Source organism: Flavobacterium sp. YO12 (genome assembly GCF_004119495.1).
GTDB lineage: Bacteria > Bacteroidota > Bacteroidia > Flavobacteriales > Flavobacteriaceae > Flavobacterium.
Map to the genome: position 1 here is coordinate 1 of NZ_NRQU01000085.1, position 16,999 is coordinate 16,999.

Genomic DNA, 16,999 nt, shown 5'->3' on the forward strand with positions numbered 1-16,999 from the left:
TATCCCCTGTGTGCCTTGTCTTTATTTGTGTTTCTTGATGTTCCTTCTGCGATATTTGTAGCAATTGATGAAGAGCTTCTTTTTATTTGAGAGGTTATTCCAAATAATTCATTTGTTGGAAATTTACTAGTTAATTTATAAATATCCAAAATGAACATTCTTGCATTTTGCCAAACTTCCAGTTTTTCAAACGAGAAAAAGTACATTTTTTTGTTTAATTGTTGATTTATCTAATCGTTTAATAGAAAATTAAGTTCAATGAATAATCGATTAAACAAATTAACGATTTACCGATTAAACTAAAATTGTGTTTCTAGCTTGATATAATCAAGAAATTCTCTTTTCGTTTGAGGATCTTTAAATTTTCCGCCAAATTCAGACGTTACAGTGCTGCTTTCGATATCTTTGATTCCTCTTGAGTTTACGCAAAGATGTTTAGCATCGATAACGCAGGCAACATCTTCTGTTCCTAAAGCTTTTTGAAGTTCTTGAACAATCTGCATTGTTAAACGCTCTTGAACCTGAGGTCTTTTAGCGTAATATTCAACAATACGATTCATTTTTGACAAACCAATAACTCTTCCGCTTGAAATATAAGCAACATGAGCGCGCCCAATAATTGGCAGTAAATGGTGTTCGCAGGTAGAATAAACAGTAATGTTTTTCTCAACAAGCATTTCACCGTATTTGTAATTATTGTCAAAAGTTGAAGCTTTTGGTTGTTTTGAAGGATTAAGACCTCCAAAAATTTCTTTTACAAACATTTTTGCAACTCGGTTTGGAGTACCTTTTATGCTGTCATCTGTCAAATCCATTCCAAGAGTTTGGAGAATGTTTTCAACATCTTTTTTAATTTTTTCTATTTTTTCGTCATCGCTTAAGTCGAAAGCATCCTCTCTTAGAGGGTTTTTTGCATTACTGCTGAAATGACTGTCACCTATTTCGTCTAAAAAATCTTCGTTGTTTATCATTAAAAACTACTATTATAATGGGTATATCTTTTTAAGGCGGTAAAGATAATTAATAAATAGGAAACCTTTTCTATGGTTTTTATTATTTAATCGATCCTTTTAAGATATAGTTTAAATAAAGACTAAATCAGTATGGTATTAAAACATAAAAGACAATAACTTAAATGGTTATTGTCTTTTAAAAGGGTTGTGTTTTATGATTTTATTTTTTGTTGTAAACTAAAAGAGCTTCTTTTAAAATATTAACAGCAGTAATTAAATCTTTTTTATTTAATACATAAGCAATTCTTACCTGATTCAATCCCATTCCTGGAGTAGAATAAAATCCAGCAGCGGGAGCAACCATAACAGTTTCGCCGTTTAAATCATAACTTTCTAAAAGCCATTGGGCAAAATCATCAGCATTATCAATTGGCAATTGAGCAATGCAGTAAAAAGCACCTTTAGGTTTGGTTACAATTACGCCTTCAATTTTATTTAATTCATTGATTAAAGTATCACGACGTTCTTTGTATTCAGAGATAACTTCGTCAAAATAACTTTGCGGAGTGTCAATCGCAGCTTCGCAGGCAATTTGTTCAATTGTTGGCGGGCTCAAACGTGCCTGAGCAAATTTCATTACGGTTGCCAGTACTTCTTTGTTTTTAGTAACCAAACAGCCAATTCTTGCGCCGCACATACTGTAGCGTTTTGAAACTGAATCGACCATAATTACATTTTGCTGTACATCTTCAAGATTCATTACAGAATAATGAATGTCATCTCCATCGTATAAAAACTCACGATAAACCTCGTCAGCAATTAAATAGAGATCGTATTTTTTAATTAAACTTGCTAATTGTTTAATTTCAGTTTCTGAATATAAATATCCTGTTGGATTACCTGGATTACAAATTAAAATTGCTTTCGTTTTTGGAGTAATCAACTTTTCAACTTCCTCAATACTTGGCAAAGCAAATGCCGTTTCGATAGTCGAAACAAGCGGCACTACAGTAGCACTTGTAGATGAAGCAAATGCATGATAATTAGCATAAAAAGGTTCTGGGATGATGATTTCATCTCCCGGATCTGTAATTGTGGCCAGTGCAAACAATAAGGCTTCAGAACCACCAGTTGTTACAATGATGTCTTCTGAGTTAACGTTTACATTTTGGCGTTGGTAAAATTTTGCTAATTTTTTTCTGTAACTTTCATATCCAGCAGATGGGCTGTATTCTATAATAGTTCTGTCAATATTTTTTACCGCCTCGATGGCCACTTCGGGTGTCTTGATATCCGGTTGACCAATGTTTAAATGATACACTTTGTGTCCTTTTTGCTTTGCTAAATCAGCATAAGGAGCAAGCTTGCGTATCGGAGATTCGGGCATGTTTCTGCCTTTGTTAGAAATTGTTGGCATGAGATTTATTATTGAAGTGCAAATTTGCATTTTTTTTCGAATTTAACGTAAACAATACAAGTACTTATGAAAATGTAACAATTATAAATATATTTAGTAATTTTATAATAAAATATTGCTGATGAGAAAATATATTATGTTGTTTTTTGGGTTATTCTTATCTTTTAACCTGCTGGCTCAAGATAATTTCATAATTCAAAACAATAGTAAAAAGGTAGTTGTTCCCTTTCAATTGATAAATAACCTCATTTTTATTCCGATTAAAGTAAACGGAATAGAACTTAATTTCCTTTTAGATTCCGGTGTTGAAGAAACTATTCTTTTTAGTATGGATGAAATGCAGGAAGTGAAGTTTAATAATGTCCAGAAAATAAAACTTAGAGGGCTTGGCGCCGAAGAGGAAATAGAGGGACTTAAATCAACCAATAATACATTAGAAACACATGGATTAAAATCAGAAAATCACATGCTGTATGTTATTTTAGATCAAGGTTTTAATTTGTCATCGCATATTGGTATTCCTGTTAATGGAATTATTGGCTATAAGTTTTTTAAAAACAACATTGTTGAAGTGAATTACGTAAGAAAGAAAATTACAGTTTACGACAACAAAAAAGGGATTCAAAAAAAGCTGGATGCAAAATTTGAAGCAATTCCAATTACAATAGAAAGATCTAAACCTTATATTAATGCTTCGGCTGTTTTAGACAGCATTAATATTCCTGCGAAGCTGCTTATTGATATTGGCAATAGTGATGCTTTTTGGGTTTTTGAAAACAATAAAATTAAGCTTCCAGAAAAGAATTTTCCTGATTTTTTAGGAAAAGGATTTAGCGGCGATATTGAAGGTCATCGTGCTAGAATTAAGAGTTTTTCGATTGCCGATTTTAATTTTAAAAAACCAATTGTTGCTTTTCCTGATTCGACATCTATTCGAAATGTAAAGATGGTTCCTGGAAGAGTTGGATCTGTAGGCGGAGAAATTTTAAAAAGGTTTACTTTGGTAATGGATTATACAGACCGAAAGATGTATCTTAAAAAGAACAATAAATACGCCGAGCCTTTTACTTATAATAAAAGCGGAATTACTGTTCAGCATAATGGTTTGCAATGGGTTCAGGAAACAGTGCATCTGGAAACAGTTCAGCTTGCTTCGACAGTAAGTGATATCGAAAAAAATGAAAGAGGCGGGGGAGGCAATTTTAGATATAAATTTTCACTAAAACCTGTTTTTGAGATTGTTAATATTCGGAAAAATTCGGCAGCTGAAAAGTGCGGACTTCAAAAAGGGGATATTATCATAAGTATTAATGGTGACAGACCTTATAAGTTTACTTTACAGCAGATAAATCAGCTTTTGAAATCAGAGGAAGATATATTTATTAATCTAGAAGTCGAGAGAAATAGTCTTGTTTTAAAATTTCGATTTAGGCTTGAAGATGAGTTGTAATTTTACTTTTGTTTTAAAAAAAATAGTCTTTTAAATTTAAAACTTTAGACAAGGGTTTGGCTTAGAGGTTAATCCTTATTTTAAAAGATGTTAGGTTTTAATTTTTACTGTAGACTATAAAATTAGTTTCTTTTTTATTAATTTTATGCAATAACCTTGAATAAAATATTGAAATATGAAAAATCTAGTTTTGCCTTGTCTGCTTGTAATCTGCATTGGATTTCAAAGCTGTAAAAATGAAGAAAAACAAAAAGAAGCCGAAGCAGCAAAAGCCGAAGGTGAAAAAGTTGTAAGTACCGAATGTTATAAAGCGATATACGAGAAAGATACTATAGATTTAAAATTGAATACGTTAAAAAACGGCAGATTATCAGGTGATATGATTATGAAAGTTGCTCCTTCGACCGTAAGAACAGGCGAAGTTGCTGGTGAGTTTCACGGTGATACATTATTTGTAGATTATACTTTTAGAGACAATGTCAATAAAAATACAACATTCAAAAACCCAATGGCATTATTAAAACGAGACAAACAGCTTATTTTAGGAAACGGAACCATGCAGACGACAATGGGTGTGACTTATATAGTAAAAGACAAACCAATTGATTTTGAAAAAGTAAAATATAAATTCGAAATCGCTGAATGCGCTGAGAAAACAGAAAAGTAGTCGCAATCTTGTCATTTCGACGAATGTGACTTTTAATTCATCAAAAAAAAAGCCGTTTCTAATTAAAGAAACGGCTTTTACTATTTTTAGGTATTATTTTTTATAAAACTTCTCCCTTAATTTTAAGGGCAACTCGGCCGTCAGGATAGTTCACTGCATTTGTTTCAACCGTAATTGTTTTACGAATTGGGCCAGAAACCATGTTGTATTTAACATCGATTTTACCTTTTTTTCCTGGCATTACTGCCGCAGCAGGTTTAGTAACCACGATAGAACTAACTGTTGATTCAGCGCCAATAATTAAAAGCGGTGCATCGCCAGTATTAGTGAATTCAAAGGAGCGAACTCCATTATCACTTTTTGAAATTTTTCCATAATCAATCGTATTGTCTGAGGCTGCAAATTCAATCTTTGGGCCATTTTGTGCATAGCCTATTGCGCTAAACAATACGACTGCAATAAAAGAGGCAACATTTTTCATTTTGAAATTATTTTTAATTGTAAGTAAATATACATTCTTTTAATTAACACACAAATTAATAATTCGCTTTTTATAGTGTCTTTAATTATTTACTTTTGCTGTCAGTTATAATTACAAAAATTGAACCAAAGTTTCGTTTATTTGTTTAACTGTTTAATTGTTTAATTGATTTGGATTGAGTTTAGATTTTACTAAAGCTTTCAAGAATTAACGATTAAACGAATCAACGATTAAACGAATCAACAGAAAATCAACGATTAAACAACCTATTTAAATGACAATTCCAGCACAATTTGACGCTAAGACGATTGAGAACAAATGGTATGAGTATTGGATGAAAAACAATTATTTTCATTCAGAACCAGATCATAGAACACCGTATACTATTGTAATTCCTCCTCCAAACGTCACTGGTGTCTTGCATATGGGACATATGTTGAATAATACTATTCAGGATGTTTTAATTCGTAGAGCACGTTTAAAAGGTTTCAACGCCTGCTGGGTTCCGGGAACGGATCACGCATCGATTGCTACAGAAGCAAAAGTTGTAGCTAAATTAAAAGCAGAAGGAATCAATAAAAATGATTTAACTCGTGAAGAATTCCTAAAACATGCTTGGGAATGGACAGATAAATATGGCGGAACAATCTTGGAGCAGCTTAAAAAATTAGGTGCTTCATGCGATTGGGAACGTACCAAATTTACAATGGATCCAGATATGTCTGCATCTGTAATTAAATCGTTTGTAGATTTATACAACAAAGGATTGATCTACAGAGGATACCGAATGGTAAACTGGGATCCGGAAGCTAAAACAACTTTATCTGACGAAGAAGTTATTTACGAAGAACAACAAGGAAAATTATTTTTCTTAAAATATAAAATTGAAGGTTCAGAAGATTTTCTGACGATTGCTACAACACGTCCAGAAACTATTTTTGGAGATACTGCAATCTGTATCAACCCGAACGACGAGCGTTTTACTCATTTAAAAGGCAAGAAAGCTATCGTCCCGATTTGTGGCAGAGTAATTCCAATTATCGAAGATGAATATGTAGATGTTGAATTCGGAACAGGATGTTTGAAAGTAACGCCTGCGCACGACATGAACGATAAAACGTTAGGAGAAAAACACAATCTTGAAATCGTTGATATTTTTAATGAAGATGCTACATTAAACAGCTTCGGATTACATTATCAAGGAAAAGATCGTTTTGTGGTTCGTACAGAAATTGCAAAAGAATTAGAAGAAATTGGCGCTTTAGCAAAAACTGAAATTCACTTAAATAAAGTAGGAACTTCTGAAAGAACCAAAGCCGTAATCGAACCAAGATTATCCGATCAATGGTTTTTGAAAATGGAAGATTTAGTAAAACCAGCGATTAAATCAGTTTTAGTTGATGGAGATATTAAGTTACATCCAAAACGTTTCGAAAACACTTATGCGCATTGGTTAAACAACATTCGCGATTGGAATATTTCTCGTCAATTATGGTGGGGGCAGCAAATTCCTGCTTACTATTACGGAGATGGAAAAGAAGATTTCGTAGTTGCAGAAAACATTGAAGATGCATTAGTTTTAGCAAAAGAAAGAACCAACAATCAACAACTAACAACCGACAACTTAAAACAAGATGTTGATGCGTTAGATACCTGGTTTTCTTCTTGGCTTTGGCCAATGTCTGTTTTTGGCGGAATTATGGATCCGGAAAGTGCTGATTACAAATATTACTATCCAACAAACGACTTGGTAACAGGTCCGGATATTTTATTTTTCTGGGTTGCCAGAATGATTATTGCGGGTTACGAATACGCTGGCGAAAAACCATTTACAAATGTTTATTTGACTGGTTTAGTTCGTGACAAACAACGTCGTAAAATGTCTAAATCATTAGGGAATTCTCCTGATCCTTTAGATTTGATCGATAAATTTGGTGCCGATGGTGTTCGTGTAGGATTGCTTTTAAGTGCTTCTGCAGGAAACGATATTATGTTTGATGAAGAATTGTGTAATCAAGGAAAAGGGTTTTCAAACAAAATTTGGAATGCTTTCAAATTGATTAAAGGATGGGAAGTTTCAGAAACTATCGTTCAGCCAGAATCATCAAAAGTAGCAATCGAATGGTACGAAGCTAAATTACAGCAAACTTTAGTTGACATTGAAGATAATTTTGAGAAATATAGAATTTCAGATTCTCTTATGGCAATTTACAAATTGGTTTGGGATGACTTCTGTTCTTGGTTCTTAGAAATGATCAAACCAGCGTACCAACAACCAATTGATAAAACGACATTTGATAAAGCAATCGAAATGCTGGAAAGTAATTTAAAGTTACTTCACCCATTTATGCCTTTCTTGACAGAAGAAATTTGGCAGTTAATTGCTGAAAGAACTCCAGAAGAAGCTTTAATCGTTTCGACTTGGCCAGAATTAAAACCTTTTGATGCAAAGTTAATTGCTGATTTTGAAAATTCAATTGAAGTAATTTCTGGAATTAGAACTATTCGTAAAGACAAAAATATTCCATTCAAAGACAGTATTGAATTAAAAGGGATTAACAGCGAAAATGTTTCTGTTTACTTTGATTCAGTTATAACGAAATTAGGAAACGTTTCTGTTTTTGAATATGTTGCTGAAAAAGTGGATGGTGCATTATCTTTCCGTGTGAAATCAAATGAATATTTCATTCCAATTACAGGAAATATTGATGTTGAAGCAGAAATTGCAAAACTGACAGAAGAATTAAACTATACAAAAGGATTCTTGAAATCTGTAGAAGCAAAACTTTCTAATGAAAAATTTGTAAACGGAGCTCCAGAAAAAGTCCTAAACATAGAGAAACAAAAACAAGCCGATGCTTTAGCAAAAATTGCTACAATCGAGCAGAGTTTAGCTGGTTTGAAGTAAGAATCAGAGTTACTTTTTGAATATAAAAGCTGTCCATTTGGACAGCTTTTTTTGTGCTTTGTCATTTCGACTGAAAGGAGAAATCACACACGTAAATTCGTTTCTAAAGTCGTCAATCTTTGTTGAGCTGCTTGTAGAGATCGCAAGTTCTTCTGGATGAAAATATTGGGTTATAATATGATTGTAAATAATTCGTGAATTCGTGGCTGTCAAAAAAAAAAGTCATTTTACAGGTTCTCTTAGTAAAGTCTTTAATTTCTCGGGAGCAGTTTTACGAAAGTCTGATAAATAAATTTCATGGTGCAGCCCATTTTGCTGCAGCTTGTTTTCGATGCTGAATTCTTGAATTTTCTTCAAAGTCTGTGGTTCATCTTCAAAAGGACCAATATGAAGAATCTGCACAACTTTACCTTCTTTCATTTCGTAAAATTCGATAGACTTCGCTAATTCTATTTGTTTTTTATTGACAGCAGTATTGATAGCTTCCTCAGTTTGTTCTTTCGTGACAAAATCTGGCATTCTAATCATGATTCTGTAATTCCACTCCGCTCGAGGTATTTTCAGAGGTGCTTCATCCATCGAAATAGCAGCGTATTTTTCAGTATCAAAACTCCATAAAGCCTCTAATTTTGGAACAATAAAATCATTGTTTACAGCTTTCAACATGAATTTGATAATATAAGCGGTACCATATAAAGTTTGAATTTTTTCTGAAAATTCTTTTCCCGAAGGATCTCCCTTTCCTGTAATCGATATATAATTTGTTTTTTCGATATGAAGTATTTCAGGGCTCGTTTTAGCTTTGTAATATATTTTGTCCGTTTTTGTTAGATCTAGTTTGCTCATCTTTTTTATTTTTATAGAACAAATTAAATCACATTAAGTGACAACAGTATGTCAGCAGAAATACAGCTTTAAGATTTTTTATAGTCAGGAATTATTTCGCACATAGATTTTAAAAACTAAGTTGTGAATTAGTGGTGAAAAAGTTACTTTTTCTTTCTCAAAACCAAAAATAAAGGGTAAGAAACCGCCGTAATTCCCATAATAATTATAAAGCTTTTCGGGTCGCTGTAAATAAATCCCATTAATAAAGCGATTGAGATGATAATAGCAATTATCGTTGTCCACGGATACCAAAAAGAGCGATATGGTCTTGGCAGATCAGGTTCTTGAGTTCTTAATTTTAAAAGTGAAAAATAAGCCAATCCCCAAACGATAATCGAGATAAAAGCGGCAAAGGAGAACAACACTTCAAATGAGCCGATGCAAATTAAAAATAAACTGAAAAGTGATGAAACTAAAAGTGCAACAATAGGAGTTCCGCCTTTATTTACCTGCGTTCCTTTTTCAATAAAAAAACCGTCACGACTTAGCCCGTAAAGGATTCTTGGCGGAATCATCATAAAAGCATTTAAGATGCTGATTAACGAAAAAATAGAAATTACCGTAACGATAACAGCTCCGTTTTTTCCAAAAAGAATTTTAGCAACATCGGCAGCAGCGAGATTTGATTTCGCTAAAGTTTCAATTGGCAGAACATGAAAAAAAGCGGCATTTACCAAAACATAAATTGACATAACAAGCAAAACGCCACTGTACAATGATCTAGGAATATTTTTGCTAGGATCATCATTTTCTTCAGCAAAAAAGCAAACGCTGTTCCAGCCATTATAAGTACCAATGATGAGTTGCAAGGATTTGAAAAAACCGAATATTAAACCAATTTGAAAAAATGAACTATCTGTTTTTATTGGTGCAGTTTCAATGCCAGAATACATAAAGCAGGCCACTACTAAAGCAACAAAACAGATCACTTTTAGTAAGCTTGTAATCTGCTGAATAACACTTCCGTTTTTTACACCGCTTAAATGTATTAGTACAAAAGCGAGCAGCAAGGAAATTGCCATTACTGTAGAGTAGTTTGCAAGCGAAGGGAATAGAATAATAATATATTCGCTGATGACAATGCAATAAAAAGCGGGCGGAATAACATTTGTAATATAATCGAACCATCCAGACAGAAAACCGGCATATTCTCCAAAAGCTCTTTTAATATAATTATAAGAACCACCGGCTTTTGGTAACATTGTCGCAAGTTCAGCATACGAATTGGCACCCAGCAAAACATATAAACCTCCAAAAAGCCATGAAGCAATTATAAGCCAGTAATTACTAAGCATTTCGGCAATTGTTCCAGGTGTTCGTAAAATACCAACTCCAATAGTTCCTCCAATTAATACTGCAATATTAAAACTTAGACCTAAACTTTTCTGCAATTGATTTTTCTTGAAATCTGACATATTTGGATTTTTTCTTTTTTGGAATATGAGGTATCTGCTCAGCAAAAGTAATACAATTAGAATATTTCCTTTTATTGAAATAAAAAACCTTATCTAGCGATAGATAAGGTTTGTGTATTAAAAAACCAAAACTCTTTCCGTTTTTCAAAAAATGAAAAGGCAGAAAAAGCTTTGGTTCATTGTAATCTAATTCAAATTTTTAGAATTTGTAACGTAAACTTGTCATAATTTGACGAGGTGCGATTGGATTCACACTATAGTTTTCGTGAACAGTATAATTCAACTCATTTGTTATGTTTGATAATTTACATAAAATTGAGATTTTTCTCCAAGTATATCCAGCAGATACATCAATTGTAGTGTAACCTTCTAGAGGAATTTCTCTGTCGTTTATAGTTTGTACTCCAGTTTTAGGATCAATTACAACTAAATTATTCCATCCTCCAATTCTTTTACCAATGTAATTTCCGATTGCTCCAAAAGAAACACCTTTTAATAAACCATCTTGAAGTGTGTAAAAGAAACTTAAGTTTGCAGTATTTGCAGGAGTTCTAGCCAAACGATCACCTTCAATAAAACTACCGTTTAAACCTGAAGTTTTACTGTAACGCATATCGTTGTAGCTGTATCCAGCAATAATGTTTAAACCTTCAACTGGTCTTGCAGTAACATCGATTTCAATACCTTTACTTTTAGTTTCACCGCTTAATACTTTTACGTTTGTATCAGTATTAGGAGTTCCGTCAGCTTTAAATTCAGCAGTTTGAGCTAAATTACTGTTTGTGATTTGATAAAGTGTAACGTTTGTACTTAATAAACCTCTCCAGAAATCTTTTTTAATACCCACCTCATATTGGTCAATGATAGATGGTTTGATAGCTTCACCATCAACAGTTGTTCCTGTATTTGGAGTAAATGAGTTTGCATAACTTGCAAATAATGAAGTGTTTTTTGTAGGCTGATAAACTAAACCAACTTTAGGTGAAAAAGCAGCATCTGTTAATTTTTGTCCTTTAGTTATTGTAGCTTTTGTATAATCAGTTGTTTCAGCTTGAGTTTCTTGCCATGACCAACGTAATCCTGCTAAAACTTTAAATTGTTCTGAAATAGAAATTAAATCTTGAGCATAAATTCCAAAACGGTTTGAATCCGTATTAACAAGTCTTGTAGCATTTGCATTTGGAATATCCATACGCTGCCCGTTATAAGTAAGATCGTAAATGTTTACACGGTCGTATGCATTAACAATATATTTTCCTTTAGCATCTTTTACCGCTTTTTCGTCAAAAGCATAAGTATAAGCTTGAGTGAATGAGTTTTCTAAGTCAACACCTGTAAAAATTTGGTGTTTAACTTTTCCAGTATGAAAAATCCCTTGTAAGCTTAATTGCTCACCAATGATTTGCTCAAAGTTTTGATTTTGTCCTAATGGGCGAATGTAATCACCATCTACGTAATTTGGAATTGTTTTGTCGATAGATACACGCTCAGTTCCTTTAGATGTTCTTTTGTAGTTTTGGAATGACGTATTGAAGTTAAGTTTCCAATTGTCATTAAAATTATGATTAAGTAAAGCCGAAACACTAGTTTGATTCGTTTTTCCGTAAGACCAAAGTGCTCCTAAATATTTGTTTCTTGGCACATCAGCAATTTCTTTTCCAATTATTCCTGTTCCAAAATCTGGAGTCCAATCGTAGCTTAAATAATCACCTTGAAGTGTGATTTGAGTTTTATCGCTCAACTTAAATAAAAACGAAGGATTTAAGTAGTAACGCTCATTTTTTACAACGTCTCTAAAACTCTCAGAGTTTTCATAAGAACCAGTAAAACGGTAAGCAATATAACTATTTAAAGGCCCGTAAATATCAATAGAAGGTTTGTAATAAGAGAAACTTCCTATTTGCATAGAAACCTCGCCGCCTTTAGTAAATTGAGGAGTTTTAGTTACCATGTTTAAAATTCCACCCGGAGCAACGTTTCCGTATAATAAAGCCGCACTACCTTTTAAAAACTCTACTTTTTCTAATGAAGAAACTTCAGGCATAGATCCGCTGCTAAAACGGAATCCGTTTTTAAACATATTGTTTGCACCCATATCGTAACCTCTTGAAAAGAATGATTCTTGAGCACCACCACGAGCAGAACCTACATAAACACCATTCATGTTTTTAACAACTTCACTCAATCTAATAGCTTGCTGTTGTGCAATTACATCGCTTCCGATAATTTGAACACTTTGAGGCAAGTCCATTACTTTAATACCAGAACGAGCAGCTTCAATAGGTTTTTTAGGTTTGTTTGTTGTTATTAAAACTTCATTAAGAATTTCTCCTTTTCTATTTTTTACCGTATCATTAAGAGTTGTGGTATTGTCGGCACTTGAATAATCTTGACTATAAGACGCTAAACTAATCAAGGATAAAGCGAGTAGTAAGTTATATTTCATTTTACTTATTTAGATTTAATAAAAATAATTTTTGCAAATATAACACTGCACAAAGCCTTTAACAAAATTTTTAGAGGTGTTTTATCGCTTAAAATATTCTTAGTTTTGTCTTAAGATTAGCTTAAGAGTTTTTAATATTAATTTAATTTTATTATAAGTTTGTTCTAATGTTATTTTAATGTTGGCGGTTTGACACTAAAAAAAACCTTGTTCAGAAGAGCAAGGTTTCATGAAGATTAACTTCGTGATTTAATCTAAAAAAAGATTGAAAATTATTTGACCGCGATTAAGTAAGTAGCCATTTTCCAGATTTCATCGTATTTTTTGCCATTGTGTTCACCAGCAGCTTTTTCAGTATAAGCAAATTCTACCATATAATTTCCAGACCAGATTGGCGTAAACGAAAACTCGCCTTTATCATTTGTCCATAATTCTTTTTCCCAGCCATTTGGAGCGATAACTTTTATTTTTTGCTCCTTTGCAGCTGCACCATCATATAAAGCCACACCATTTATTTTTGCGTCTTTTTTTGTACTATCAGCATTTTCGCTAAATACGCTGATTACATTTTTGTTGGCAGAAGCAGAATTTCCAGCAGATTTGTTTCCAACCACTACAGTTGCGCTAGAGTTGTAATCAAGAACCATAGTTCCATAAACATCTTTTACCTTATGATGCATTACAACCGTGTAAACTCCGTCTTCATCAGGAGTAAAAAAAGCTTGGTATTTATTATCTAAAGCTTTTGCAGTAAGTTTAGTTTCTTTTTTTGAAGGAGAAACCAATACTAAACTAAAATCTTTTAAATCAGAAAACCATTTATCTGCTTTTGTAATGTCATTATCTGAAAATTCTCCAAAGTAAACCGAGATTTCTTGTGCTTTTCCTTTTGTTCCAGCAGCTTTAGTTTCAATCCAAAGCGCGTGTGCAAAAAGTTGAGGTGCTGCAAAAAATGCTAAAAATAAAAATGTTAGTGTTTTTAAAGTATTTGATTTCATATGATCAAGATTAATTTGTTAAGTATGATAATGGTACAAACTTAAAGTTTATTTAGAACAATTAAAAATAAAAGTAAAAATCTTTAAAACTAATTCTTATTTGGCTTGTTAAAACCTTGATTTTGATTTGTATTTGTAAGTAAAACGCATTTAAGTATTTTTTGTTTTTTATGTATTTAAAGCCATTATTTATTATTAAAAAGGAAGTTGTTGTTCTATTTTTGAAACTAAAACAGTTGAATTGGTATTTTGCAAATAGAAAAAGCAAAAAGGGTCGCAGTTCCTTTTAAAAAGCCCTAATTTTGCAATCTGAAAAAAGCCTTCATGATTTTACCATTCTTTAAAAAAATTCAAAACACGCCTAGAGGATATCGTATAGCCAATACTGTATTTTTTTTTCTTTCAGGTTTTGGATATTCTTCTTGGGTTTCTAGAATCCCGCATATACAAGCACAACTGCATTTATCTGAAGCCGAATTTGGAGCAGTTTTGTTTGCATTTCCAATTGGGTTAATGCTTACAATGCCTTTTACTGGAAAATTGTTGAACAAATACAGCAGCCGTTACATTATGCTTTTAGGAGCGATCATGTTTAATATTGTATTGTCGCTTCCAGGATTGGTTGCGTTTGTATGGCAGCTGGTCTTTGTACTTTTAATTTTTGGAGCTTCGCGTAATATTTTCAATTTATCCATAAATGCACAATCTCTTGAGGTTCAAAAATTATATCCCAAATCGATTATAACACGTTTTCATGCCGTTTGGAGTATTGCTGTTTTTACAGGTGCAGGTTTAGGTTATGTTATGGTAACACAGCAAATTGCGCCATCGCATCATTTATTAGGAGTAAGCGTTTTTATGATGGCACTTACAGCTTGTTTTTATCCAATGAGTATTCATAATGAACCCGTTCCTGTAAAAAAGAAGTTCTTTTCGATGCCCGAGAAAAATCTGGTAAAATTTGCCTTGATTTGCTTTGTTTCAATGGCCTGCGAAAATACCATGTACGATTGGAGCGGAATTTATTTTGAAAATATACTAAAAGCTTCGCCAAAGTTAACCAGTGCCGCATTTGTCTTTTTTGCAACAGCAGTAACTTTAGGACGCTTGTTTGGTGATTATGGTGTAATGAAATTTGGTACCAAACGAATTCTATTTTACAGCGGCGTTTTAATTACAGTAGGGTTTGGTATTTGCTTTATATTGCCGTATGCTTATCCAACTATTTTTGGTTATGTTTTAATTGGTTTTGGAGTATCCTGCGTAGTTCCGCTTGTGTTTAGTATTGCCGGAAGATCATCTACATTAAGCAGCGGTTCAGCATTAACCTCAATATCTACAATTGGTTATCTCGGATTTTTATTAGTGCCGCCAATGGTTGGTTTTATTTCCGAATATCTAAGCATGAAATGGGCCTTTTTAGTAATGGCACTTTTAGGAATACTTATGATTTTTATGGTCAATAAGATAGGGGAGAACGAGTAGTTTTTTTTTGAAGGTGCTGAGGTACTAATATTTTTTCTTGTGCGGGTAAATATTGTGGATAATCTTTGTGTAAGCTGGACTGAAGTCTAGCTCTATAATATGTTTCGAACCTTTGGTTCTTTATTTGGGAAGACAGATTATTTCTCTAATTGATTAAGATAATCTTTCCATTTTTGTTTTTCAATAATATAAGAGTATTGAAAGCTACTCTCAAAGATTCGTATTTTATTTTTGAATTCAAGAGTATCAACATAAAATAAACCAAGTTCTTTTTTTTGATTCAAAAAATGTATAGAATAACAACTTGTTGGGCAGCAACAATAACCAGTCTTTTTAGCATTCAAAAATATTTTATCAAAATCTTCAATTTGCTGTTTAGTTTTTGTTTTGAATTCTTTTGTTGGGATAAAAGATTCCACACCGCCACTTCTTTTATTTGTTACAGTTGAATCGTAGGCTTTTATAATAATTTCTGTACTTTTTGAAAGTGTACTGTTAAACGAATAATTATCAAAAACATCATCAATAATTTTTTCAGATTTATAATTACAACTGAAAATAACGAATAAAACCAAAACAAAGAATTTTTTCATTTTAGTTTATTTTCGAATATTGATTTTGAATTAAACTATTTGTCCATTGTGAAAAGAAAGTAACAAGTCCGATAATTAAATAAAATGATCCAGTTACGATAAAATTTAATTGATGATTATCTATAAAACGACCTATTGTAAAAGTTCTAAAATAATTCCAGTCCAGTGCATTATAGCGGTATAAAAGATAAATGAGTATCAGAACGATGAAGCTATTTAAAAAATGCCATTTTTTTAATTTTTGAGATCACAATTGATATAATAAAAGCAAAAAGAATTCCTAATAAACTAAAAACATTTGGCCAAAAATTAAAAAGGTAACTTCTTGTATAGTTATTCCAAGCTTTTCACGATTGTTCATAACATATTGAGGACCGTGAATTTGTGCTAATTCAATCAGTCTAATATCGCGGAGCCATGAAAATGTTCGAAAAGAAAACATTATAAAGTAAACCGCAATGAAATGAAAAATTATCTGAATATAATTTATTTTCTGTTTCATTGATTTACTTCTTCGTCATTACAAACTTCTCAGAACTTGGTTTTCCGTTCAAGTTTCCAGAAATTTCAGCGGTTATAGTATTATCTGCACCTTTTGTATAAGTAATTTTTTGAGGATAATCGTGTTTGGCGTTTTCAAAAACCAATTGTTTATCCGACTCTAAAGTTGATGCAAAAGAAACTGGTTTATCATCATTTTGTCCTTTTACAGTTGCTTTATACGTTAAAGTTTCTCCAAGCTGAGCTAGAATAATAGACTCAAAATGAATAGTGTCTTTACCTTTTATAAAATAAGAGGAAGCGCTAAAAGTACTGTCGTTTAATTTTTGCCAGTTTTCAGTAAGAACACCGTCAGTCGATTTGTTTTCCCAGTTACCAATAAGCCAGTCGGCAATTTTGATTTTATCCTTTTCTACAGATTCCTTTTTTTGACAAGAAACAGCTGTTATTACAAGTGCTAAAAGAGTAATTTTCTGAAACATATTTATGAGTTTTGATTGTACTAAAGTATGAAAAAAATTGATGCCACGAATTACACGGATTTACACGAATTGTTTTTTTGAATTGTAATGTTTTTTGTTGTAGAATTGGCGAATTAAAATGATATTGTCTCACGCAGATTCTGCAGATTTGGGCAGATTTATTTTTGATTCTGTGTTAAATAAATCTACGATTATCTGCTTAAATCTTTTTAAATCTGCGTAAAAATCAATTTGTGAAAATTCGTGTAATTCGTGGCAACAGACGCACAAAGTAAAGAATCCATTTTCCCAAGAATTAAACTTTGAAAAATTGAG

General features: G+C 32.4%; 14 protein-coding genes. 4 read left to right on the forward strand and 10 right to left on the reverse strand.

Features of this window, described 5'->3' with window-relative positions; all coding sequences use genetic code 11:
* The 3 genes from BOW55_RS18930 to BOW55_RS18940 all read right to left on the reverse strand — a co-directional run.
* The coding region (locus BOW55_RS18930; RefSeq protein WP_164975070.1) for a four helix bundle protein at positions 1-206 on the reverse strand (206 nt) is incomplete at its 3' end.
* 93 nt (positions 207-299) lie between these two features.
* Positions 300-971, reverse strand: coding sequence for a GTP cyclohydrolase I FolE (folE, locus tag BOW55_RS18935; protein ID WP_129025852.1), 672 nt, complete (start codon positions 969-971; stop codon positions 300-302).
* 202 nt (positions 972-1,173) lie between these two features.
* Positions 1,174-2,370 (reverse strand): pyridoxal phosphate-dependent aminotransferase, encoded by a 1,197-nt coding sequence (locus tag BOW55_RS18940; RefSeq protein WP_129025854.1) that lies wholly within the window; start codon positions 2,368-2,370, stop codon positions 1,174-1,176.
* A 121-nt stretch (positions 2,371-2,491) separates the two neighbouring features.
* Here BOW55_RS18940 and BOW55_RS18945 point away from each other — a divergent pair, with 121 nt between their 5' ends.
* Complete coding sequence (locus tag BOW55_RS18945) at positions 2,492-3,820, forward strand: PDZ domain-containing protein (protein WP_129025856.1); 1,329 nt, start codon at positions 2,492-2,494, stop codon at positions 3,818-3,820.
* A 175-nt stretch (positions 3,821-3,995) separates the two neighbouring features.
* The gene (locus tag BOW55_RS18950) at positions 3,996-4,487 is read left to right on the forward strand and encodes a hypothetical protein (protein ID WP_129025858.1); all 492 of its coding nucleotides are present in this window, start codon (positions 3,996-3,998) and stop codon (positions 4,485-4,487) included.
* Between the two features lie 100 nt (positions 4,488-4,587).
* On the opposite strand, the gene BOW55_RS18955 is transcribed toward BOW55_RS18950, so the two are convergent.
* Positions 4,588-4,968: a DUF1573 domain-containing protein gene (locus tag BOW55_RS18955; protein WP_089059823.1), complete on the reverse strand. Its 381-nt coding sequence runs from the start codon at positions 4,966-4,968 to the stop codon at positions 4,588-4,590.
* 274 nt (positions 4,969-5,242) lie between these two features.
* Between BOW55_RS18955 and BOW55_RS18960 the strand changes: the two genes are divergently transcribed.
* The gene (locus BOW55_RS18960) at positions 5,243-7,876 is read left to right on the forward strand and encodes a valine--tRNA ligase (protein WP_129025860.1); all 2,634 of its coding nucleotides are present in this window, start codon (positions 5,243-5,245) and stop codon (positions 7,874-7,876) included.
* A 222-nt stretch (positions 7,877-8,098) separates the two neighbouring features.
* Here BOW55_RS18960 and BOW55_RS18965 read toward each other — a convergent pair whose 3' ends face one another.
* From BOW55_RS18965 to BOW55_RS18980, 4 genes are all read right to left on the reverse strand, one after another.
* On the reverse strand, positions 8,099-8,722 hold the full coding sequence (locus BOW55_RS18965) for a GyrI-like domain-containing protein (RefSeq protein ID WP_129025862.1): 624 nt from the start codon (positions 8,720-8,722) through the stop codon (positions 8,099-8,101).
* Between the two features lie 143 nt (positions 8,723-8,865).
* Complete coding sequence (locus BOW55_RS18970) at positions 8,866-10,179, reverse strand: APC family permease (protein WP_129025864.1); 1,314 nt, start codon at positions 10,177-10,179, stop codon at positions 8,866-8,868.
* Positions 10,180-10,378: 199 nt separating this feature from the next.
* Complete coding sequence (locus tag BOW55_RS18975) at positions 10,379-12,625, reverse strand: TonB-dependent siderophore receptor (RefSeq protein WP_129025866.1); 2,247 nt, start codon at positions 12,623-12,625, stop codon at positions 10,379-10,381.
* 272 nt (positions 12,626-12,897) lie between these two features.
* Positions 12,898-13,623 (reverse strand): DUF4198 domain-containing protein, encoded by a 726-nt coding sequence (locus BOW55_RS18980; RefSeq protein WP_129025868.1) that lies wholly within the window; start codon positions 13,621-13,623, stop codon positions 12,898-12,900.
* 324 nt (positions 13,624-13,947) lie between these two features.
* On the opposite strand from BOW55_RS18980, the gene BOW55_RS18985 reads away from it, so the two are divergent.
* Complete coding sequence (locus tag BOW55_RS18985; RefSeq protein ID WP_089055220.1) at positions 13,948-15,108, forward strand: MFS transporter; 1,161 nt, start codon at positions 13,948-13,950, stop codon at positions 15,106-15,108.
* 137 nt (positions 15,109-15,245) lie between these two features.
* On the opposite strand, the gene BOW55_RS18990 is transcribed toward BOW55_RS18985, so the two are convergent.
* Both BOW55_RS18990 and BOW55_RS18995 read right to left on the reverse strand, forming a co-directional pair.
* Entirely contained in the window at positions 15,246-15,701 is a 456-nt protein-coding gene (locus BOW55_RS18990; RefSeq protein ID WP_129025870.1) for a hypothetical protein, read from the reverse strand.
* Between the two features lie 506 nt (positions 15,702-16,207).
* Complete coding sequence (locus BOW55_RS18995; protein WP_129025872.1) at positions 16,208-16,684, reverse strand: DUF6265 family protein; 477 nt, start codon at positions 16,682-16,684, stop codon at positions 16,208-16,210.
* Positions 16,685-16,999 lie beyond the last annotated feature (315 nt).